Here is a 21,639-nt window from a genome sequence, read left to right on the forward strand (position 1 = left end):
TCTTTACTTTTAGGAGGAATGAATATGAGTGTTCAAAAAAACTCACTGGTAGCGAGATTGTTTGAATTTGCAGGGAGTTATCGTATTCTTCTTGTATTATCCTGGATTTTATCAGGGCTTAGTTCTATACTGTCGATAGTTCCCTTTATCTGCATTTGGTTCGTGATTCGAGATGCATTAAGAGTGCTGCCGGATTTTGCGCAGGCTGTGGAAACAGCTAAGTCTGGCTGGCTGGCGGTAGGCTTTGCCGCTCTCAGTATTGCTTTATATTTTGCAGGCTTGCTATGCTCCCATTTTGCTGCCTTTCGCGTTGAGAAAAATATGCGTAAAGAGGCTATGCATAAAATTGTAAATTTACCGCTAGGTTTTTTTAACACAAATACAAGCGGAAAGCTGAGAAAAATAATTGATGATAATGCAGGTTTAACACATGCCTTTTTAGCTCACCAATTGCCTGATGTGTCTGGCGCTGTCGTTATGCCTGTAGCAATTTTGACAGTTTTCTTTATCTTTGACTGGAGGCTGGGCTTGGTTTGCTTAGTTCCGCTTTTGCTTAGCCTGTCCTTTTTAAAAAAGATGATGGGCGGCAAAAGAGCCAAGTGTATGAATCAGTACATGAATGCCCTGGAGGAAATGAATACGGCAGCTGTTGAATATGTCAGGGGAATTCCGGTTGTAAAGGTATTTCAACAAACCGTTTATTCTTTTAAAAATTTCCACGAATCAATTACAAAATATTGGAGGTTTGCCTCGGGTTTTGCTTTATCCTGCCGTGTACCCTTTGTTGGATTTATAATCACGATTAACGCACCCTCCCTGCTTTTGCTACCTGTCGGTATATTATTTAGCTTAACGGTAGCAGATTATAAAGGGTTCCTTTTGGATCTTATCTTCTACATGCTGTTTGTCCCTTTGTGCATTGCTATGATGAGTAAAATCATGCGTATGGGCGAAAGTATCATGACGGCAAAAGAGGCCGTTGATCGTGTATATGAAATTATACAGGCTAAAACGCTTGCAGCAGGGAACCTTGATGGATCAATGAAAGATACCGGCATTTGTTTTGAAAATGTGACCTTTACGTATCCTGGCAATCAACAGCCTGCTGTTGATCAAGTGAGCTTTACCGTACCTCAGGGAAAAACCTATGCCTTAGTAGGTTCTTCCGGCAGCGGCAAAACCACGTTGGCCAGCCTTGTCCCGCGCTTTTGGGATGTAAATGAGGGCTGCATTAGAATCGGCGGAATCGATGTAAGGGAGATTCGGGAAACAGATTTAATGCAAAAAATCGCTTTTGTATTTCAAAATACAAAGTTATTCAAAGCCAGTCTGTTGGATAATATTTGCGCAGCCAAACCAGAGGCAAGCCGGAAAGAAGCTCTTTATGCAGCACATCTGGCGCAGTGCGATGATATTTTGGCAAAGCTGCCGCAGGGAATTGATACGGTTGTGGGAACTGACGGCGTTTACCTTTCCGGCGGGGAACAACAGCGGATTGCGTTAGCAAGAGCCATTTTAAAAGATGCTCCGATTATTATTTTAGATGAGGCGACTGCTTTTGCCGATCCGGAAAATGAGTATCAGATTCAGAAAGCCTTCAAACATCTGACGAAAGGAAAAACGGTATTAATGATTGCCCATCGCCTTTCTTCCATTAAAAATGTTGATTGTATCTTAGTCCTGCAACAGGGCGAGATTGTGGAACGAGGTTCTCATGAACAGTTAGTAAAGCAAAAGGGTGTGTATGCCGGCATGTGGCAGGAATATCAAACCTCCGTTTCATGGAAGGTCGGAAAGGCGGTAGGACATGCTTAAATTATTGCAAGAGAAATTTGCACTCAGTGAAAGAGGGGCAAAGGATTTAATCAAGGGCAGTTTATACAGTGCCTTGGCCGATCTTAGTATGATGCTTCCTGTGGGGCTTTTTATCATGCTGCTGGCTGAACTGTTACAGCCGCTGTTAGGGACAAGCGCCTCAACACCTGACCTGATGAAATATGTGCTGCTTGTTTTTGTAGTGTTTATTGTTTTATATTTTTGCCAGTATTTACAGTATTCCAGTGTATTTATTTCTACCTATACGGAAAGCGCCACAAGAAGGATTAATTTGGCGGAAAAACTTCGTCAGTTGCCTTTGTCCTTTTTCGGTAAAAGAGACTTATCGGACTTAACAAATACGATTATGGGCGATTGCGCGACATTGGAACATGCTTTTTCCCATGCTGTTCCACAATTGTTTGGGGCTATGCTTTCAACACTTGTCATTGCCATTGGCTTGCTTTATACAGATTGGCGGATGGGACTTGCCGTATTATGGGTCATTCCTGCAGCGTTTCTTATGATTATTGGTTCAAAATATATGCAGAACCGGGCCGAACTTAAGCATTATCAAGCCAAAAGAATTTGTGCCGACGGTATTCAGGAATGCCTTGAAACCATCCAGGATATAAAGGCCTGCAGTATGAAAGAACGTTATATAGAAGGATTAGACAAAAAACTGGATGCAGCAGAACAGGCGCATATTCATTCTGAATTGACCCTGGGCGCTTTTGTGACCAGTGCACAAGCACTGCTGCGACTTGGCTTGGCCTCGGTAATATTGGCAGGCAGTGAATTATTAATTGCAGAAAAAACCGATTTGCTGACTTACCTGATTTTTTTGATTACGGCGTCAAGATTGTACGATCCTTTGTCCGGAACACTATCAAATATTGCTGAGATTTTTATTGCTGAAATTCCTATAACAAGAATGCAGGAAATGGAAGCACAGCCTGTTCAACGCGGTGAAAAAAATTATAAACTGAATGGATATGACATCGAATTTGACCATGTCGCATTTTCTTACAATACCGATGAACCGGTTTTAAAGGATGTTTCTTTCTTGGCAAAACAAGGAGAGGTGACAGCTCTTGTAGGTCCCTCCGGCGGTGGCAAGAGTACGGCTGCAAAACTGGCGGCACGTTTCTGGGATGCAACTTCCGGTAAGATTACGCTGGGAGGCCAGGATATAACGGCAATAGATCCCGAAGCGCTGCTGAAAAATTATGCGATTGTTTTTCAGGATGTCACCTTATTTAATGACACTGTCATAGAAAATATTCGTTTGGGAAAACGTAATGCAACAGATGAAGAAGTAAAAGAGGCGGCAAGGCTGGCTATGTGTGATGACTTCGTATCGCGTATGCCTATGGGTTACGATACAATTATTGGCGAAAATGGTTCTATATTATCAGGCGGAGAACGCCAGCGTATTTCTATCGCCAGGGCCATTCTTAAAGATGCGCCCATCATCTTATTGGATGAAGCCACTGCTTCCTTGGATGTGGAAAATGAAACAAAGATTCAGGCGGCCTTGGCAGAACTGATTAAAAATAAAACGGTTTTGATTATTGCCCATCGTATGAGAACCGTCGCCAATGCCGATAAGATCGTCGTTTTGTCTGATGGATATGTCTCTCAGCAAGGCAGACCTGATGATTTGCTAAAACAAGACGGCTTATATCATCACATGGTTAAAACTCAAACACAAAATATGAATTGGTCATTATAAAAGTTTGCGATAAATAGACCTTATCTTGGAGCAAGGTAAGACCATTAGTAATTACATAATCAACATCAGGCGATTTCCCCCTGGGCAATCATGTCCAAAATCCGGCCGGCAAAGGCGGCATCATCTAGCTTACCGGCTAAAAGCGGTTCAATCTGCCGCCATACCCCTTCCGGATTGATTGCCAGAGCAGCCGGGAGGCGGTAAAATGCTTGCCAAAGGCCCGGTTCTGAAAATATTCAATGATGGCTGCCGCCGCATGGGCGGTACAGGCCCCCAACTGGCCCTGCTCCGGCACCGGTGTGCTGCACCACTGGCGCAAATCCGCCTTGGCCGGCAAAGGCGCGGCCGCATCGATCCCCAGGCGTTTTATCGTTTCCTGCAGGTTGGGATGGCACTCATCATAGTCGCGCAGATCGGGCAATGGCGGCCGCCAGCCGGTGCCCACGATTTTGTTGTCAGGCAAAATGACCTGTGTATTCATCATAATCCTCCTTCTCCCTCTAAAAAATTGTGTATTCATGACAATCCTGCCTTGCTCTCTTCCTCCCTGTGAGAGACAAGCGATTCCGGCGATATCGGCAAACAGGCCCGGACAATCTGTCCAGGCCTGGTTTGCCTCTGCCTGGGCATCAGCGCGGCAAAGTTGCGTTGGTTTAGAAGAAATACTGGGCGGTCAAATAGTAGGTCCGGCCCTGTTGCGGGTAGGTGACATTATTGCCTCCTGAAACAAATTCATATCGCAGCCTGTCCGGACGTCGTTAGCACGTCCGGGCAGGACGGTTAGGCTCAGGTACACTATCGCTGCTGCTTATTGTTTTACTTTGGTTATCACATCGGCGGTGATATCTGTACCACCGTAGACCACGGTTGCTGCGTCAAAAATTGCTGTCAGTCCTTTTTCCTCAGCGACGGCCTTAATGGATGCCTCAATTTTATCTCCCACCGGCTTCATCAATTCATCTTCCCGCTGGGCTTCCTGCCGGGCCAATTTATCGCTGTAGGTTTGCTTGTCGGCTGCCGGCAGATCTTTGGCATTGGTGTCGTAGTCTTTTTGTGCCTCGTCCCGCAGGGTCTGGATACGGTTCATGAGGTCCTGTATGCCGGGGTAACTGGCGAAAACTTGTTGTCGGTTAACATAGCCAACCGTTTGCTTGCTGTTGGCCTTGGCGGCCAGCGTCTGGGTCGGCGCTAACAGTCCGAAAATGCCGGATACGAAAAATGCAATTGCGATCAGCACTGCCAGTTTGTTTTGTAATTTTTTCACTGGGTATACTCCTATCATTTTTCTTTGGCCTGTCTTCCCGCATCGTCTGCGGGCAAACAAAAAACTCCCTGACCGGGAGTGTGGTTACGCTAAGCTACCGGCATGTCCCGGCAACGTTACGTAATCCCCTCCCCATACCTCGTGGGTGAAAAACGGCGATTGTCGGACAGGCAGTTCTCCTGACTTGCGGTTCATGGCTTTGCCAAACCTTCCCAAGACCTTCATCCCAGTGGCATATCTCGGCATTGCTCCCCGTTACAGTGGCGGGACCGTGTTGGCTTTGCACCAAACTTCCCTATTAAGCCCTTGCGGGCACCTATCCCTTGCAATATTCAGTTGTTGTTTCTGTAATTGTTGCTTTTTGACACAATCCAGGATGAATTAATACCCTGGCCAGAGTATCCTCCCAGGCATTTACTGGCGCTCCCTGGCAATCAGGCAACCCGTCCTGCGTTACCAGCTACCGGCACTAGTAAACAAAAGAAGCCCCTCTGCGATAATCACTCAGAAAGGCTTCGGCGTTTATACGGCAACACTGCCGGTGTAAACTACACATCAAATCCCCTCCCTGAGCACGCGCAGGTCAAATGGTGACTGTTGTACAGGCAGTTCTCCTGACTCTGGTTCCTCGCGCCGCCAAACCTTCCCAGGACTTTCCTCCCAGTGGCATTTCTTGGCTTTGCTCCCCATTACATTGGCGGGACCGCGCCGGTCTTACACCGGCTTTTCTATGAAGCCCTTGCGGGCACCTGTACCATTACACTATGTGGTTGTCCGCTTCTTGTTATTAATTTATTTTAACACAGCAATTGCCAATTGTCACCAATTTTCGTTCTGCTTTTTCCTGTCTTTTCTGACACGTTTCCCCTATTTCTTCATGACCCACCGGCTATCCGGGCAGGCCCGCTGATGTTTATTGAGGGCGTGTTTGTTGTAACCGGTTGCATATTTTTTATTCTAGGAGTATACTATAAGAAAAGGACTGACGTGTTACTTATATACGCACGTATCGCATGCAGGCAGCAACCTCCATGCTGCTTACGAGTCAAGATAGCATCACGGTTATTGCCGGTAACGTCGGCTATGAAAATTCCAGCAAATTTGCCAGTGCCTTTAAGGCTGTAATGCATATTTCTCCCTCAGCTTACCGAAAATCGCTTTGACTAAATGGAGCTAAAACAATCTATATGGAGTATTAGTTCTATATCATCTTCTTTAAAATAGAAGTCAGTTGCAAAGCTGCAGCAGACTTCTATTTTTTGTTGAAGGGAGAATAAATTATGGAAAACTCACTGGTTGCGAGATTGTTTGAATTTGCAGGGAGTTATCGTATACTTCTTGTATTATCCTGGATTTTATCAGGGCTTAGTTCTATACTGTCGGTACTGCCCCAGGAGTTGCGGGTCAGCCCGTCCCTACCGTTCTGTTTTTCACTAAAAAGACATGCTGTTTCATGGGGGATGCCTCCTTTTTCAATACTAACCCCTTTCTTCTTTAGACAAAATACATTCCCGGTACAGTGCTTTAAGCAGATGTTTCTCATTGCTCTTGCCGAGATATACAATCGGCTTATTATATTTGCCGGCATAGTTTACCGTCCGGTAAAACAAGCTATGCCCCAAATGTTTCCAATTGATCACAATGACATCGGCCGCATCCAGTACCGACAGATCGAATTTCACATTTTCAGACGAAATCATGCTAAAGTTTTGATACTTTTGCTTTAGGCGTTGCTGCCAATCCGTACGCCCGCCGAGAATAACAACCTTCAGCCAGGCAATGGCTTCGATGATTTCCGGACTAAGCTCCTTTTCCGGCTCGTTTTCCTGATTTGAGGAGGCAAGCAGCTTGTCCAGTATCCGATTGGTATCGTCCAGTTTTTCCTGCCATTGCTCGCTTTCTTTTTGCCGGGCAATCTCGTTTTTATCTATTTTAAGCTGGAGTTCATTCAATACCCTTTGTTTGGCCGCCAGCATTTCTTCCAACACCGCATTCTTTTTCTGCACTTGGGCCAGCTCTGCTTTCAGCTTGTCAACTTGCAAACGCTTGGCCGCCGTTTTTCCCTCCCGCCGGATTTCCCGTAACGCAAAGGTTCGCAGGTTATCATACTCGACCGCACAAGCACGGATCAGCAGCGTGCGAGCGAAAAAATCCAGGGCCGCCTGCTTAAGTTCAGCCGTTACCTGAGTCTCGTCGGGCAGGGAGGCAGCCATCGTCTCTATGGCGCGCCTGAGTTCCCACCGGCTGACCGGCACCCGCGCAATGGCGTCGAACGGCAGGCCGCTGAAGTTTTCTCGTTTGAACATATACCCGGTGGTCCGGGTATATTCTAAAGTATGAAAATACTCGTCCAAACTGGCCGGAATTCCCTTTAGTTTTTGGTCAATGGACTGCCAGAGCGTTTCGGACAGTTCTTTTTGCCGGTCCGTCAAGACGGAAGCTGGCCGTTCCCCTGTCATTTTTTCCTGCGCCCGGAGGTGGGCCTGAAAATTAGAGTGGAACAGGGGTCCCTGTTCCGTGAGGGTTTTCCCGAAAGCATTGACCAGATGCCAAAAAATTGCAAAATCGCCGTCCAGCATATCCTTTTTATTGACATACGGCTTAAGCGGCCGCTGACGTTTGTCCAGCAGCACCGGCGGCGCGGGCAGATTGCGCAATTCACGGGGCGTCACTCTGGGTTCTTTTTTCATTAACAACCGCCAAAACGATTCGAATGGGACTTCTTTGTCTTTTGTTTTTACATACGTATAAATCGGCCGCCAGCATTTTTTCAGCAGTTGTTCAAACGCCGCTGCCGCTTTTTGTCCGTTGTCATTTTCCTGAAACGAAGTGACAAGCAGGTCTGTGGCTTTTTGGCAATACAGTTCGGTGAGTACGTCACTTTCCCGGAAATAGCTGTCATAAGCACGCCGCCGGGGAGTCATAGTGCTGTCGATCACGATGCCACCGGCGCCGCAGATTCTATCCAGCACGGACCGGGCGACCTTGTTTTGAGCTATGCCCCTGGCCATAAACGGCACCAGGTCAAGGCTGACTTCCTGTTGTTGCTGCATGATAATTCACTCTCTCCAACTCGCTGTTTTATTCCTTAATAAATACGAGCTGAGCCGGGTCAAGACCTTCTTTGACAAATAAGAGCGGCGTATTTTCTTCCGGTATGCCTTCCAGCATTAAGGCCGCCTTGGCCTGCTCGAAGGCAATTTTTAATGACTTGCCAAAGCCGAGGGCTGAATAAAACTGGGCGGCGAATACCCTGGCTGCCTCGTCGCCGATGGCCGTGTTCATACCGACTGCCGCCTCGACGTACTTGACGACCGCTTTCGCTTCATCATTGGAAAAGCAGACATTGAAAAACACCAGTCGGATGGTGTCGGCGGCGCTCAGCATGACCTGCACAATGGCGGCCAGGCGCACCATTTTGGGCTGGCCGTCGTCACCCTGCAGAATCAGCTCATCATTTTCCGAGCCGTGGCCGCTGAAATGCACCAACTGAGGACTGGTCTCGTTGATGGCCTGCAGGATGTCGAGCGGCTGCGTCGCCCAGCGGGTGACAAAGTTGATGGCGTCGCGGCGCGCGGATTTACGAATATTTTCCTGGATATCCCTGGCTTCGGCATCCAGCTCCAACGGAGCGTCCTTCAGGGCATTGGCCGCCAGAAACAAAACGGTTACCTGTTCGGCCGCTTTTTTCGCGATGGGTTTGGCCCGCTTCGGCTTTTTAAAGTCCTTTTTCTTTTGCTCCAATTGATCGACGTCATACAGCTGCTGCTCTAATTGGGCGACTTCCTGCTCCAGCTCAGCGATGGTCGCCACCAAGTCAATAGCTTGTTGCGCACTTCGCTTAATATGGCTTTTGGCGGTTTCCACGGCCTGCCCTGCTGCCGCTCCGGCTGTTGCCTTTAGGCTAAGTCCGGTGGCAACGGCTTGAGAAAACACCTTGTTATGCTCGGAAATTTGCTGCAGGGCCTGGGCCTTGTCGGTTTTTAACCGGGTTATTTCCGTCTTCTTTTTGAGAAGGCTTGCCCGCAAATCATCGGTTGGCATCCTCTTCCCCCTCCTTTTCTGTGGTGGCTGCCGCATACGCCTCCCCGGCCAGGCCGGCCTGATCATCTACCTGGCTGACCACCTCGCAGGACAGGGGCGGCGTATAGACATAGCCTTTCTGGTTGACCTGGTAGAAATTCTCAATGAACCAGCAGAACTGGCGCAGCACACGGGTCAGCGCATACGGGCTGAGGGTAAGCGTCTCTCCCGCCGGTGCGGGAAAAGCCAAGTAGCCCTTGACGGCAAAGAATTCCTGCGCTTTGTAAAACAGTCCCGTCCGGTCCTCTGTTGGCCAGACCGGGCCGTCGACCGTAAACAGCTCGGCGTCAGCGATAAACAGCGCCAGCACAGCTGCTGTTTCCACCGCAGCGAAATATTCGGTACTGTCCATCGTCGGATTTACGCGAAAATAGCTTCGCCAAAAGGCGGCCAGCGACCGGTCGGCCATGCCGCCGCGCGCGGCCGCGCCGAGGTTTACTTGCAGGTCGTAGCGGCTGAGCGCCAGCAACGCGGTCTGATACAGATCCGGGAAATGGGCATGCTCCCGGTAGAATTCGTCTCGACAAAAAGCGTTGGCAATTTTATGGAATATTTTCACCAGTTGTTTGGCGGGTAACTGTTTGTTGCTCACCTGCAGGCGTTCGCTTTGCCGGCGGGCAAACCGGACAATGGCCGGCAGTTTCGGCCGTTCCCCCCGCCTCGCCGGCCGGACGGGAGATGTCCCCGGCGGCGGCAATACCGGCCGGGACGGCTCTGCCTTTCTCTGCAGCAGCTTTTCTATTTCCCTGGCAGCGGGCGAAACGGCTAGCGGACCACTCTGCAGGACCTCCGGTGCGGGCCGACGGTTCGGCCGGTTATGGTTTTGCCAGGACAAGCGTGGCTTGGCTTTCATAGTAAATCCTCCTTTCTCTTGCGGGCTGATTATCAGCCACCGGTAAGCGGCAACCGGCCTGGGGCGGAAAATCCTGCGCAGCCTGAGCCACGCAGGATTTTCGCCTGTCGCCGGATGAGAAAACCTTATTTCTTGCCGGTTCTGCGCTTGAGTTCTTCGACGGTAAGCGCCATTTTGCTGCGGGAAACAGCAGTCGTCGGTTTGCCGCTCCGGGTTCTGGCCGCTGTCCGGTCGATGACGACCGACGCGGTGTTCAGATAGCCATTAACGGTGCTGTTACCCAAGCCGATACCGCCATTAGTGGCATTAGCTACGGCGTTGCCAATCGGAGTAGGATTCGTATTAGGATCATACAATGTCAAAGCACCGGACGGCACATTGTGCACGTAGTTGCCATCTACCAGCCACAAGGTGTCATTGGCTGGAGCCAGCAGCCAGGTAGCGCCGGCCGGGCTGGAAGTGAGACCAGTTCCTGTGCTGGAACTGCCGCTGAAGCTGCCGCTGCGCAGGGAAGCCGCTGCTACCCTGACGAGCTGGTAGGTATACGTAGAATAATATTGATCAAAGTTTGAAACCAGAATATAGGCGCGTCGATCCGTTCCCGTGCCCCAAAACTCAACATCATTGAAATCGCCGAAGGTGGTCGGGGCGGTAGTGGCGGCAACTGTGTTGAGCAATGCCAGCGTGGGTGTATATGTGCCTGACGAAACGGTGTTCGGGAGAGTCACGACATCCACTTTGGAGGCGCTGCCGTTGCCGTCGGCGACCTGCATGCCGCCCATGGCCGCGACATAGGCATAGAAATTACCGCTATCAACATCATTTTCCACTGTCACGGAAATGGCGTTTTCGGTCAACGTGACAATGGTGCCGATGGTGGTGGCGGTAGTGCCGTCAACCCGGATCAGCACAATGGCGGAATTACCGTAGGTATACGATGAATCGGCCTGATTGTACAGGGCAACCAGTACATGGGCGGTCGTTTCGGTGTCCGGGTCATCAAAGCTGTACACGTCCATGCCGCTGCCGTGCGGGGTCTTACCGCTGTCGTAGCCAGTGAAGACGTTGCTGATGGTGCCGGCCAGGGTGTAGGCGTTGTTAGCCATGTTGACAATGGCGATATTGTTGGAGTCATAGTCCTGGATATAGAGATAATCGCCGCTGCTGGAATCGCTGATACTGACAAGACCCCAGGGGTTGCTGACGCCCCAATTGTTGGTACCGCCGCTGGTGGTGGCGGTGGCGATGGGCGAACCCCAGGTGCCGGTGGCGCTGGGCACGTATACGCCGAAGGTTGCCTGTCCCACGCTGGGTGGTGTGCCATAGGTATAGCTGGCAATCAAGGCCCGTTCGTTCGTACCGTGCATAAACGCCAGAACGCGCGGATCGCCGGATAATTTTTTAGCCGGAGTTTGACCGGGAGGAAGTTCCGTCACAGCCGCAATGTTATGAGGCGCCGACACTCCAAAAGTTACTGTACTGACAAGCCCTTGACCGTAATTGGTTACACCTACTGCTAAGGTAGACATGGTAAATCACCTCTCCATTTCATTTTATTTAAATGTACTTTTGTTTTCTTTTGCGGTAACGCGTATCTACTTCACTGGAATCACCTCCTTAGCCTGCTATTTATGTGAATCCCGTTTGCTTGTACCCGGAGCGAAAAGTCTCAGGTGCGAAGCAGACAGGCTTGACACCGATTAGAACCTGTATTCCATAGTGGCGTAATACATGCGTCCGGCGAGCGGATAGGCGAGGGCGCAATAACTATTTACATCTTCCCAGCCGCCGGCTGCGTTGCGCACTGCATCGATGCAGATCATTCTGGCCTCATAGCCCTTGTTGAAGACATCGTTCACGCCGGCGGACAGCTTCCAGCCGTTGCCGAAGGAATACTTGGCGCCCAGATTGACGGTGGACAAACTATTGATGAAACTTCTTTCGATACTGGCAAGTGTGTTCTGCAATCCGACAAACTGCATGTCAGTGTAGTGATACTCAGCAAAGACATCCAACTTGTCACCCGGCAGGAGGTAATCCAGGCGGGCGTTCCAGACCCATTCCGGGGTGTAGGAAATGTAGGACTTTATACCGTTGTGATTGCCGCCCATGTTGTTGTCCGTATACTCCGATTTCTGCCAGGTGCCGCTCAGGTCGAGACCGACGCGCCGCCATTTCATGTTGTGGGTCAGCTCGATACCGTGGACGCGGGCGTCATCCATGGGGTAATAAGTTCCCGGGGCGTTGGGGACATTGGGCTGCCAGAGGGCGAACTGGTTCTGTGAACGCCGCTGGAACCAGGTGAGGCTGGTGTCGGTATCAGCCTGGGCTAGTTTGCCCTGCCAGCTGACGCTGAAGTCGAACTGGTGGCCGCTCTCCCAGGTACCCTGGCCGTCAAGGTCAAAGAACTTGGCCGCCCCTTCGTTAGGGGCGATGGTGGCACCGTCGCCGAACAGCTCATAGAAATTAGGATGGCGGTTGTAGGTGCCCCAATTGGTCTTGAGACTCCAGTGGTCGTTAAGCTGCTTCTGCAGGGCGGCGGCGCCGGAGTATTGCCACTTCTTGTCGTTGTCGGCCATGGTGGACATTACCACCCGGTCGGCGCGGAGTACCGGCGTCAGCTTGAAGTCGCCGGCCTGGTTGAGGGTGATGCTGTCCTGCAGCGTCAGGTGGTATTCCTGAATTTTGTAGTGGTTGATATACTGGCGGTTCCAGTTCTTGACCCAGGCGGACTGCGCCCAGTCGTTCCAGTGGCTGCCGTCGGCATCCATGCTTTCGTCACTATAGTCGAAGTTCAGTTCCAGCAGGTGGCTGCCGCCCATTTTCAGCGACCCGTTGAGGTTGACGCCCCATTTGTCCGAGTCGTATTTGGTCCAGTTGAAGCCGGGGATATAGTCATACAGGGCATCGACATCTTTCCCGGTGTCGGCACCGTATTTATAAATGCCGGTGTTGCGGTAGTCCTTCTTTTGCTTCAGGTAGTAGGTCTTCCAGCCCCAGTCGAGGCTGCCCGCCGTAGCGCGGCGACCGATCTGGAATTCTTTCTGGCTGGTATTGAGATCGGCGTCATAGTAGCCTTTGTGGAAATACTCGGTATAGCCGCCGGTATTGCCACCCATGCCCGGCGTGCCGGTTGGCTGCAGGGTGTTAACGGCGCGCGGCAGCTGTTCGTTCAGGTCCTTCCAGGCGGCCTTGACCATCCAGTGGTCATCCTGCCACTTGATCATACCGTTACTGTTTTGATAGCCGTTGGAACGGCGGTCGACGTCGCCAAAGCCTTGGTTGGAATAGTTGCCATAGTTCAAGGGTGCCACAGTAAACGGGAAATCGCCGCCCCAGATGTCGCGCTGGTAGGTGAACAGCAGGCTGCCGTCGCCGGCCGGGGCGGTGAGCTGATAGGTGCCGGTGTAGCCGCCGTAGGACTTGATGCCCTGAGTAATGGTACCGCCCAGTTCCTTGGGCTTCTTGGTAACGATATTGATGACACCGCCCAGGGGCGAGCCTGAGAAGCGCGCCGGCACGTAGCCGCGGTAGACTTCGATACGTTCCACATTGTCGACCGGAATGGACGAGAGGTTAACGGCCGCCTCGCCGTTGAGGTTCATCAGGACGCCGTCAACGTAGACGGCGACCTGAGCGCCGGTCGAGCCGCGCACGCGGGCCACGGTATAGTGGCCGTCACCGCTGACGCGCTGGATGAACAGGCCGGGCACACGGTCAAGGAGGTCTGGCAGGTCCTTTTGCTCACCTTCAAAGTGTTCGGGATAAACAACGCTGACCTGGCCGGGGGAAAGCTGTTTCTCCCAGGCGGGCCGGGTGGCCTCGACGGTGACCGGGGCGAAGCTGTACCCACCGCTGTTGGCGCCGGTCGGTGCGCTGACCGGCTGGTTTATGACCGGCTGAGACGGTACTGTATTGTTGGCGGCTGTTTCCTCAGTTGTTTCCTGTTGGCCGGCGGCAACAGCGGGTTGTTCCGTTCCGGCCTGGCTGTTCAGGCTGCCGGCCGGCGGCTGCGTCTCCGCCGGCGCCGCTGCAGCCGTCGCCTGGCCGATGACCAGAGCGGTGCTGCCGCGCGTGGGTTCGCTGCGAGGTTCGCCACTGTCCGGCGCGGTTGCCTGGTTGTTAGCCGCAGCACTGCTGCCGCCCCAGAAGCCGCCCCAGGTCCAGTTGAGACCGCCGCTCACTTTCCAGTTGCTGCCATCGCTGCCGCCGGTCGTCTTATTGAGGTCCAGATTAAAAACGCCGGTCGGCGAAATTTTCCAGTTGCCGCCGAGGCTCCATTCCCACCAAGTGTCCTTGCCGCCGGCTGTATCGAGCGCCATGGTCTGGTTGCCGAAAAAAGCGTGCAACCCCGTGCCGCCGGCGAATTCATGCAGCGCCGCCATGCCGGCGTAGACACTGCCCTGGTCACCTGCAAGCTGTTTGCCGACTTTCAGGCCCAGGCGGCCGGTAACGGTATCAGTGCTGGCCTGACTGATGCCCAGGTTGTTGCTGAGGCTATAGCTGACCGCGTCGGTGCGGCCGACGAACAGGGAAGCCGACCGCTCCCAGTACCAACCGCGCTTATCGGCCGGTGACTGATAGCCGTACTGGAGACCCAGGCCATAGGCCCAGGTGGTGTAGTCACAGTTGATCCGACCCAGGCCGCTGCCGGTGTCGCCGGTCAGGTGGTAGTCATTGGTGAGGCGGGAAGCCATGATGGCCGCATCCAGGTAGTGGCCTTTGTTGCCTACCCAGGAAGCGTACAGCCCCAGGCCCTGGCTGTCCTGGTCGCCCCCGCCGGTGGCGGTGGTGGACTTGCCGTCCACTTTGCTCAGGAAAAAGCCGTTATAGACTTTGCCGCCATGAATGTCATGACTCAGCAGCTTGTCATAGCCCACCTGCAGGCCATTATAGGTCTGGTCCACCTGACGGCCGTAGCCGGAGCTGCTCTGATACTTGCCGTGCCAGACCTCGGCCCAGGCGTTCTCTTTCTGGTCCTCCGTCTGTACCGGATGGGAGGCGATGCCCAGGGTGCGGGAAGTGTCCCCGCCTGTTTCCTGAGTTCCTATCCCGCCCGCCGAGGTGCTGCTCACCGCAGCTGGGGCGCTGTCGCCCAGCATCTCGACCCGCTGCTCGGTGAAGGGCTGGCGGTGGAGGCTGCCCACCCGGCGGAACATATTAAGATAGTTGCTTTTCCAGAGATTGTTCGTAATTACACTGTTATCAGCCGCCGACCGGCCGGACTCCGAGGCGGTGCCGAGATTCACCCAGCTGTAGCTGTCGAGATACCAGGCAGTGCCGGTCCGGTTGGTACTGGTACTGGCGTCAGGATCAGCGGTGAAATAGTTGTCGTACCGGGCGACCACCGGCGTGATCTGGTACTGGCTGAAGATGCCGTCGGCCAGTGTGGTCTTGCCCTCGACCGTAAAATTTTCCGCCCCGTTCAGGATGCCGAAAAATATCGGGTATCCAGTTGATCGCGTTGCCACCCCCTGCGTGGCTTGGGACAGCCCGCCCACATAGCCGAGTTCCAGGTAGACCGTAGCCTGGCCGTCCGGCGTTGTCGCGTTGGTGACAAAGAGCTGATCCATGCCGCTGTTGCTGAGTCTATAGAGGCTCGTCGTCTTATCAGATCCAATTTGCTGATTACCGTAATAAGAACCAAAGTGCAGGATGGTGCCGTCCGCAAGCGACGCGTTTTCCGCTATAATGATGCGATTTTTATTATAGGTAGTTGTCTGCAGCACCAGCGGATTACTGCCCGACGTATTGAGATAGGCGAGGTCAATGGTGCCGCCTTGGCCGACAGTAAGGTTGTCGACCTTGATGTAAGTCGTACTGGAAGAACCTGTAAGAGGCACCTCACCATTGTTGACAGGAACTGTACTGCCTGTTATCTTCGCTGTAGTGGGAAAAGCGGCGGTTGTCCCGTCCAGTTTTATATAAGTAGCCGGCGATGTATATTCAGTATTCGTAATCGTACCGTCAGGAGCGACCGTCAGGCTATTGGCAAGATCATATGCACCTGATACGACCTGATTGGACTTTGACACCATCCGGTCCTTGGGCCGCCAGGTATCGCCGGCATTGACGGTCACACTGCTATACGAAGACGTACCAGTACTCGTGAGCGTATTAGCTATGCTGCTTATAATGATCCGCGAACCCAGCAATTCATACTGACCGTCTGTTGTCAGGCCGTAAAACTGCGGCAGATGCGTCAGCTTGCTCAAATCCCCGGTACTGAACGCTTCGTCAATTTCCTTAGCATATTCTGAATTTATCCAATAGTCGGTATTTAGAGTCGCGATCAGTATCTGCGTACTGGCATAGGTAGAGACGTCGACATAGCTGCCATCTGAAAGCTTTAAATAGATATTGGAGTAGCCCAGGATCGTCGACCAACCGGGATAAGCTGTGCCACTGATGGTCCTACCGGCAGGACCGCTCCGATAAGCCTGATCACTGGTTAAGGAGGTTCCGGTCGCGTTCCACAAGGTAAAATTACGGGTTGTCTTCGTACCATTGTTATAAGCAAAAGGAGTTATATACTCGTCGTTCGCGGAAGACAAAGTGGTGGCAAAGACATTGTAATTACCATCACTACCATAGTACAAATTACCGGTGGCATTGGTCTCCACCGCCGCCGCGGCAGCCGGCTCCGCCGCCAGCCCCAGTGAGCAGCCCAGCGTTACGGCCAACGCCGCCGCCAGTTGCCGGCAGGCAAAACTGCCCCCTGGTGTCTCCCTCTCCCGCCGGCTCCTCCGCCGGAGCGATTTCACCCTGCCGCTCGTTTTCGCCAGTTCGGATACCACCTGCCAGCAGGCGCGGGTGCGGTTCCAGATAACTTTGTAAACATGATTCAAAATTCTTTCATTCCTTTGCTGCTTATTTTTCATCCCTGAAGACCGGCTGCTGTACCACCGGTGCATGAATAGCTAGAACTGATAATCAGTTTGTTTTTCTTCGTCCTATTTCACTAACATAGCCGACCGTTTGCTTGCTGTTGGCCTTGGCGGCCAGCGTCTGGGTCGGCGCTAACAGTCCGAAAATGCCGGATACGAAAAATGCAATTGCGATCAGCGCTGCCAGTTTGTTTTTGTAATTTTTTCACTGGGTATACTCCTATCATTTTTCTTTGGCCTGTCTATCGCGCATCGTCTGCGGGCAAATAAAAAAATCCCTGACCGGGAGTGTGGTTACGCTAAGCTACCAGGATGTTTCCGGCAACGTTACGTAATCCCCTCCCCATACCTCGTGGGTGAAAACGGCGATTGTCGGACAGGCAGTTCTCCTGACTTGCGGTTCATGGCTTTGCCAAACCTTCCCAGGACCTTCATCCCAGTGGCATATCTCGGCATTGCTCCCCGTTACAGTGGCGGGACCGTGTTGGCTTTGCACCAAACTTCCCTATTAAGCCCTTGCGGGCACCTATCCCTGGCAATATTTAGTTGTTGTTTCTGTAATTGTTGCTTTTTGACACAATGCAGGATGAATTAATACCCTGGCCAGAGTATCCTCCCAGGCATTTACTGGCGCTCCCTGGTAATCAGGCAACCCGTCCGGCATTACCAGCTACCGGCACTAGTAAACAAAAGAAGCCCCTCTGCGATAATCACTCAGAAAGGCTTCGGCGTTTATACGGCAACACTGCCGGTGTAAACTACACATCAAATCCCCTCCCTGAGCACGCGCAGGTCAAATGGTGACTGTTGTACAGGCAGTTCTCCTGGCTCTGGTTCCTCGCGCCGCCAAACCTTCCCAGGACTTTCCTCCCAGTGGCATATCTTGGCTTTGCTCCCCATTACAGTGGCGGGACCGCGCCGGTCTTACACCGGCTTTTCTATGAAGCCCTTGCGGGCACCTGTACCATTACACTATGTGGTTGTCCGCTTCTTATTATTAATTTATTTTAACACAGCGATTGCCAATTGTCACCAATTTTCGTTCTGCTTTTTCCTGCCTTTTCTGACACGTTTCCCCTATTTCTTCATGACCCACCGGCTATCCGGGCGGGCCCGCTGATGTTTATTGAGGGCGTGTTTGTTGTAACCGGTTGCATATTTTTTATTCTAGGAGTATACTATAAGAAAAGGACTGACGTGCTGATACACGCCAGCCCCACAGGCTGTCTAACCAGAAACGGTTAGCCCAAAATAGTTAGTTACAATAAGTAACCGCTTACCTTTGGCTAGGAGCGGTTACTTGCCTTTTATGACTAAAACTACTAAAGTAGCAAACATAATCATCACAACTAAGGACTCATATGTAGTCATTAAGCGTCACCCCTTATTACGGGAGTTCTAACCGCTCCGTACACAACCTGTACGATCATTATATCATAATCTGCCAAATGAAAAGAGAAAAAATTTCGTCTCAGACTTTTGTGTCGACAATGTGCCACTTTCACTTAATGAGGGCGGCCTTTTTTATTATTATAAAAAATATATGATTTTTGGGGTTACCTGAGGGTACCCTTTTTTGAGCACTGTGGTATTGTAAAGTAATGGATAACAATATACTGCGACGAATCTTCTTTGATGAAAACAATAATTGGGAGAAATTCAAAGCTAAATATGGGTCGCGCATTCGGAATGTGGTCGAAAAGGAAGTTGAAAAATTTCGTTGGCAACCCTGAAAAAGGCTTTAGACTGCTAGTTTGTGAGGGGTGCCATAGTATTCGAAGAGTACCCTATCGGTGTAGCCATTCATTACTACTACTGCCTGTTCAGCTCTCACTTGTTCCGCATCGGTATAAGACTATGGAAAGTCCTCAGTATTTGCTGGTCATAATACTGGACTACATGTCATGCCGTTCAACTACCCTATATCATGACCATTGTATAAACTGTTTCGTTTTTTTCCACTCTCAGAGGTATTAATTAAAACCCAAAATGAAAATCTTCCATATTTAATGAGGTTTTTATTGTGAACACTGCACTATTTCCTGGCGATATCCACATCCATCTCCCCCATCAATAGATTCATTGTGCGTGTATAAACGCTGCGAAAACCATTTCGGAGAACGGCGGCGCTGACTTCTCCCTGTTCCAAACTGAAATCGCAGCCCTCTAAATAGCTTGGCAGCCAGCCGACAACCATTTCTTTCGGCCTGGTTTTTTCGTGGGTCAACCCTTCGGAAATGCACATGAATACGCCTGAAGGATTTAATGCGTCATAGATTTTATTTATTACCCTGTCTAAATCATGCTTGACAAAATTTAGCGTACCTATGGCCAGGATAAAATCATATCCGCCGCCAATAGCATCCGCCATATAATCTCCGATCAGCACTTCCACCCGGTCTTCCAGGCCATATTCCCGGATTGTTTCCGCTGCAGCCTTGCCAACAGGCGGAGTATCCAAGACTACTCCCTTCAGCACCGGATGGGCTGCAACAACAGCCATGCAGATTAGTCCGGGGCCTCCTCCCAGGTCAAGCATTTTTTTAAACCCGGCAAATTCAGGCAGCGCAGCAATAATCGCTGCAATTTCTCCAGCCCTGCCGGCTCTTTGTCCGCTTTTTGCCATTTCAGTATATTCACTGTATATCGCATGCGCTTCCAGACCTTTTTTATCTTCATATCCATCAGCGGGGCCTTCTTTTACAAGTTTTACAATATCAATATCGTCAAAACCGGCCAGTCTGCTGTAAGCTCTAAGGTATTCCCCCAAAAATAAGTCACAACCATTTACCAGATATTTGCTTGCCAGCACCGTGTTTTTGTAGAAACCCGCTTTTTTCTCCAACAGTTCCATTGCTGTTAAAGCATCCAGCAAGTGCCTGGTATTCTCCGGATGCAAGGCCAGCTTTTCGGCAATTTCGGTATGCTTTTTGGCCACTTCCAATTCTGAAAATACCGCCAATTCAATACCGGCAAATAATATTTTGGTATACATTGAAAAATGTACCATTGCAAATAGCTTATTGGCGCCTGCATCCGCCTTGGGGAATTCTGTCATACCAAGTTTCCTCCTTTTATTCACCACTTCATACCGCCCTACTGCTTCCTGCAGCCATCCCGGTATTTATGTTCCACTTTTCAGCCTGCTGCCGTCTTCTCCAGAACTCTGCATAGCTGCCATTGCCTGCCAGCAATTCCTCATGAGTACCTTTTTCGGCAATTTCCCCGCCGTGATTTAAAACCAGGATTTGATTTGCTTTTCTGACCGTAGACAGTCGATGGGCAAAAACCATACTTATGTGCGACAGCACAGAATCGCATTTCATATTCTGGCCTTGATAACGGCAATGCCGTGAAGATACTCAAGAATGCTTGCAATAACATCCGCCTGACCCTGTTGCCTCTCAGCAGCAAATTTCTTGAAATCCTTTTGGATTTTGGCATACAGCCAAAAGGCAATGGGATATCCGCTTAAAGTAACAACATCCATTTTCCAGTTAATGAAAAAATAAATACAACGGAAATTGCCGTACTGGTAACAGCGTTTACCACTTTGGTCAGGAACTGCATGGAAAACATTTCAACAAAGGTTAAATCACTGGTTACAACAGCCGAAAATTGCCCACGTTATTAGCGGCAAAATAGCCCATAGGCAAACGCCGCAAGCGCTCACCCAGTATCAGCCTTTGTCTCCCCATAATTTCAAAACCGGTACCGCTCTGGAAAATATATACCAGCAAATTGAATACATACTTGCCAATCAACCCAAGCAGCAAAATACCCAGATGCTTCCCTACCGTGTCCATTGTAAGAGTCTTGTTGGCAATCTCGTTAAGCGTCAACAGAATTATGACAAGAGGGATTGCATTGCAAATATTTTCGAGGAAGTTCAGGCAAAAGGCCAGTATTAGTAGTTAAACCCAGGCTACTTTTCAGCAGTCTGGGTCATTTTTTTGTTTTCACCTTTTTCCTTTTCTTTTTCTTATTCATGACGAGCAGTCTCCATACTATTTTGATAATCCTCTACTTTATATATCGCCTGTCACCTTCATACAGCTCACGAGTCACTGTACTCCTCAGCCTTGTGAAAAATTTATTGGTTGCATCAATATTCCGCAAATAATCTACAGAAACCGATAACCAACATATCCGGTGATACAGCTTGTAAAATAACAGCTTATTTCGGTCATATCTTTTAGGCTTACTGGTGGATAGAAAGTTATACAACATATCCAGGAGAGCATATTCAAATTCAATGTCGAAAAATTTGATGCCTTCGATGTCGATAAAACCAATTGTGCCGTCAGTCAACAACCAGACATGCAACGGCGTTGGTTCTCCATGTATAAGTGCATAACTATCCGGCTTTAATTGACAGGCAAGGATAGTCATGTAGTTGTCCAACTGCTGCAAAACCGAATGTTTCATTCTGTTTACAGTGTTGTCTAAACTACACGCTATTTCCAGTTCCTCAACAGTATGTTCATAACATAAAAGCTGACAAGATTTAGCGTATCTGTTGGTGAGTAAAGGAGATCCGTAGTAATCCCGGCTGCAAGAATAGAATTTATTAAGTTCTGCATTCAACGTATCACTAATTTCTGCAATATTGCCGTGCTGCAGATGCTCCTGTAGACTAACCCCGTCAAAACACTCCACATAGGCATAATCAAATACCTCCTCTGCGAAAAAATGCCCTGTTTTTATTATCCGGGGAACTCTGATGCCCAGATCAGTCAACAACCTGGTGTTATGGCAAAAATATTCAAATCCTTCTGCATACAAATAATGTAAACCGTCAGTATGCGCTTCTGTTAGTCCTAGAAAAGGTTTTTGCCAGATATAAAGGATGGTTTTGTGGTTATTACCATCGGTCACTAAGTACACCTTTTTTGAAATACCGTTGACAATACCATGCAGAGTGAACTGACTTAGATTCAGATCAGCTTGAATAATATGATATGGTAGTTCACACAAATTCATCATTTCGTTATCACTTTAA

At 50.3% G+C, this 21,639-nt stretch carries 17 protein-coding genes and 4 riboswitches; of the genes, 3 read left to right on the forward strand and 14 right to left on the reverse strand.

Features of this window, described 5'->3' with window-relative positions:
- Positions 1-24 precede the first annotated feature (24 nt).
- The gene (locus AC1ECB_RS13240) at positions 25-1,815 is read left to right on the forward strand and encodes an ABC transporter ATP-binding protein (protein ID WP_485669123.1); all 1,791 of its coding nucleotides are present in this window, start codon (positions 25-27) and stop codon (positions 1,813-1,815) included.
- Entirely contained in the window at positions 1,808-3,550 is a 1,743-nt protein-coding gene (locus AC1ECB_RS13245) for an ABC transporter ATP-binding protein (protein ID WP_485669124.1), read from the forward strand. The genes AC1ECB_RS13240 and AC1ECB_RS13245 overlap by 8 nt, the downstream gene beginning before the upstream one ends.
- A 136-nt stretch (positions 3,551-3,686) precedes the next feature.
- Here the strand turns inward: AC1ECB_RS13245 and AC1ECB_RS13250 are convergent, their stop codons facing one another.
- Together AC1ECB_RS13250 and AC1ECB_RS13255 are read right to left on the reverse strand one after the other, a co-directional pair.
- Positions 3,687-4,034 carry a hypothetical protein gene (locus AC1ECB_RS13250; protein ID WP_485669125.1) on the reverse strand — a complete coding sequence of 116 codons (348 nt, stop codon included), beginning with the start codon at positions 4,032-4,034 and terminating at the stop codon, positions 3,687-3,689.
- A gap of 324 nt (positions 4,035-4,358) precedes the next feature.
- Positions 4,359-4,814 carry an OmpH/Skp family outer membrane protein gene (locus AC1ECB_RS13255; protein WP_485669126.1) on the reverse strand — a complete coding sequence of 152 codons (456 nt, stop codon included), beginning with the start codon at positions 4,812-4,814 and terminating at the stop codon, positions 4,359-4,361.
- Positions 4,815-4,966: 152 nt separating this feature from the next.
- Positions 4,967-5,149: riboswitch (cobalamin riboswitch) on the reverse strand.
- A 252-nt stretch (positions 5,150-5,401) separates the two neighbouring features.
- Positions 5,402-5,582, reverse strand: a riboswitch (cobalamin riboswitch).
- A gap of 230 nt (positions 5,583-5,812) precedes the next feature.
- Between AC1ECB_RS13255 and AC1ECB_RS13260 the strand changes: the two genes are divergently transcribed.
- Positions 5,813-5,977, forward strand: coding sequence for a helix-turn-helix domain-containing protein (locus tag AC1ECB_RS13260; RefSeq protein ID WP_485669333.1), 165 nt, complete (start codon positions 5,813-5,815; stop codon positions 5,975-5,977).
- Between the two features lie 315 nt (positions 5,978-6,292).
- On the opposite strand, the gene AC1ECB_RS13265 is transcribed toward AC1ECB_RS13260, so the two are convergent.
- From AC1ECB_RS13265 to AC1ECB_RS13320, 12 genes are all read right to left on the reverse strand, one after another.
- Positions 6,293-7,867, reverse strand: a complete 1,575-nt coding sequence (locus AC1ECB_RS13265; protein WP_485669127.1) for a hypothetical protein — start codon at positions 7,865-7,867, stop codon at positions 6,293-6,295.
- Between the two features lie 28 nt (positions 7,868-7,895).
- Complete coding sequence (locus AC1ECB_RS13270; RefSeq protein ID WP_485669128.1) at positions 7,896-8,858, reverse strand: CHAT domain-containing protein; 963 nt, start codon at positions 8,856-8,858, stop codon at positions 7,896-7,898.
- Positions 8,845-9,750, reverse strand: coding sequence for a hypothetical protein (locus tag AC1ECB_RS13275; protein ID WP_485669129.1), 906 nt, complete (start codon positions 9,748-9,750; stop codon positions 8,845-8,847). The genes AC1ECB_RS13270 and AC1ECB_RS13275 overlap by 14 nt, the downstream gene beginning before the upstream one ends.
- A 125-nt stretch (positions 9,751-9,875) precedes the next feature.
- Positions 9,876-11,279: a hypothetical protein gene (locus tag AC1ECB_RS13280; protein ID WP_485669130.1), complete on the reverse strand. Its 1,404-nt coding sequence runs from the start codon at positions 11,277-11,279 to the stop codon at positions 9,876-9,878.
- Between the two features lie 171 nt (positions 11,280-11,450).
- Positions 11,451-16,631 (reverse strand): TonB-dependent receptor domain-containing protein, encoded by a 5,181-nt coding sequence (locus AC1ECB_RS13285; RefSeq protein ID WP_485669131.1) that lies wholly within the window; start codon positions 16,629-16,631, stop codon positions 11,451-11,453.
- Between the two features lie 80 nt (positions 16,632-16,711).
- On the reverse strand, positions 16,712-16,846 hold the full coding sequence (locus AC1ECB_RS13290; protein WP_485669132.1) for a hypothetical protein: 135 nt from the start codon (positions 16,844-16,846) through the stop codon (positions 16,712-16,714).
- 153 nt (positions 16,847-16,999) lie between these two features.
- Positions 17,000-17,182, reverse strand: a riboswitch (cobalamin riboswitch).
- Between the two features lie 252 nt (positions 17,183-17,434).
- Positions 17,435-17,615, reverse strand: a riboswitch (cobalamin riboswitch).
- A gap of 318 nt (positions 17,616-17,933) precedes the next feature.
- Positions 17,934-18,008 carry a putative holin-like toxin gene (locus AC1ECB_RS13295; protein WP_369794452.1) on the reverse strand — a complete coding sequence of 25 codons (75 nt, stop codon included), beginning with the start codon at positions 18,006-18,008 and terminating at the stop codon, positions 17,934-17,936.
- Positions 18,009-18,672: 664 nt separating this feature from the next.
- Positions 18,673-19,695, reverse strand: coding sequence for a class I SAM-dependent methyltransferase (locus AC1ECB_RS13300; protein ID WP_485669133.1), 1,023 nt, complete (start codon positions 19,693-19,695; stop codon positions 18,673-18,675).
- Positions 19,696-19,723: 28 nt separating this feature from the next.
- Positions 19,724-19,963 (reverse strand): hypothetical protein, encoded by a 240-nt coding sequence (locus AC1ECB_RS13305; RefSeq protein WP_485669134.1) that lies wholly within the window; start codon positions 19,961-19,963, stop codon positions 19,724-19,726.
- Positions 19,960-20,127, reverse strand: a complete 168-nt coding sequence (locus AC1ECB_RS13310) for a hypothetical protein (RefSeq protein ID WP_485669135.1) — start codon at positions 20,125-20,127, stop codon at positions 19,960-19,962. The genes AC1ECB_RS13305 and AC1ECB_RS13310 overlap by 4 nt, the downstream gene beginning before the upstream one ends.
- 112 nt (positions 20,128-20,239) lie before the next feature.
- Positions 20,240-20,443 carry a hypothetical protein gene (locus AC1ECB_RS13315; RefSeq protein WP_485669136.1) on the reverse strand — a complete coding sequence of 68 codons (204 nt, stop codon included), beginning with the start codon at positions 20,441-20,443 and terminating at the stop codon, positions 20,240-20,242.
- Positions 20,444-20,660: 217 nt separating this feature from the next.
- Positions 20,661-21,623 (reverse strand): hypothetical protein, encoded by a 963-nt coding sequence (locus tag AC1ECB_RS13320; RefSeq protein ID WP_485669137.1) that lies wholly within the window; start codon positions 21,621-21,623, stop codon positions 20,661-20,663.
- Positions 21,624-21,639: the final 16 nt, after the last annotated feature.

This window comes from Sporomusa sp. 246TCP1, from assembly GCF_057319775.1.

Excerpts from the sequence above, each read along its gene's own strand:
- AC1ECB_RS13240 (WP_485669123.1), top strand. The coding sequence starts at position 25 with ATGAGTGTTCAAAAAAACTCACTGGTAGCGAGATTGTTTGAATTTGCA.
- AC1ECB_RS13245 (WP_485669124.1), top strand. The coding sequence starts at position 1,808 with ATGCTTAAATTATTGCAAGAGAAATTTGCACTCAGTGAAAGAGGGGCA.
- AC1ECB_RS13250 (WP_485669125.1), bottom strand. The coding sequence starts at position 4,034 with ATGATGAATACACAGGTCATTTTGCCTGACAACAAAATCGTGGGCACC.
- AC1ECB_RS13265 (WP_485669127.1), bottom strand. The coding sequence starts at position 7,867 with ATGCAGCAACAACAGGAAGTCAGCCTTGACCTGGTGCCGTTTATGGCC.
- AC1ECB_RS13270 (WP_485669128.1), bottom strand. The coding sequence starts at position 8,858 with ATGCCAACCGATGATTTGCGGGCAAGCCTTCTCAAAAAGAAGACGGAA.
- AC1ECB_RS13275 (WP_485669129.1), bottom strand. The coding sequence starts at position 9,750 with ATGAAAGCCAAGCCACGCTTGTCCTGGCAAAACCATAACCGGCCGAAC.
- AC1ECB_RS13280 (WP_485669130.1), bottom strand. The coding sequence starts at position 11,279 with ATGTCTACCTTAGCAGTAGGTGTAACCAATTACGGTCAAGGGCTTGTC.
- AC1ECB_RS13285 (WP_485669131.1), bottom strand. The coding sequence starts at position 16,631 with ATGAAAAATAAGCAGCAAAGGAATGAAAGAATTTTGAATCATGTTTAC.
- AC1ECB_RS13300 (WP_485669133.1), bottom strand. The coding sequence starts at position 19,695 with ATGACAGAATTCCCCAAGGCGGATGCAGGCGCCAATAAGCTATTTGCA.
- AC1ECB_RS13305 (WP_485669134.1), bottom strand. The coding sequence starts at position 19,963 with ATGAAATGCGATTCTGTGCTGTCGCACATAAGTATGGTTTTTGCCCAT.
- AC1ECB_RS13310 (WP_485669135.1), bottom strand. The coding sequence starts at position 20,127 with ATGGATGTTGTTACTTTAAGCGGATATCCCATTGCCTTTTGGCTGTAT.
- AC1ECB_RS13315 (WP_485669136.1), bottom strand. The coding sequence starts at position 20,443 with ATGGACACGGTAGGGAAGCATCTGGGTATTTTGCTGCTTGGGTTGATT.
- AC1ECB_RS13320 (WP_485669137.1), bottom strand. The coding sequence starts at position 21,623 with ATGATGAATTTGTGTGAACTACCATATCATATTATTCAAGCTGATCTG.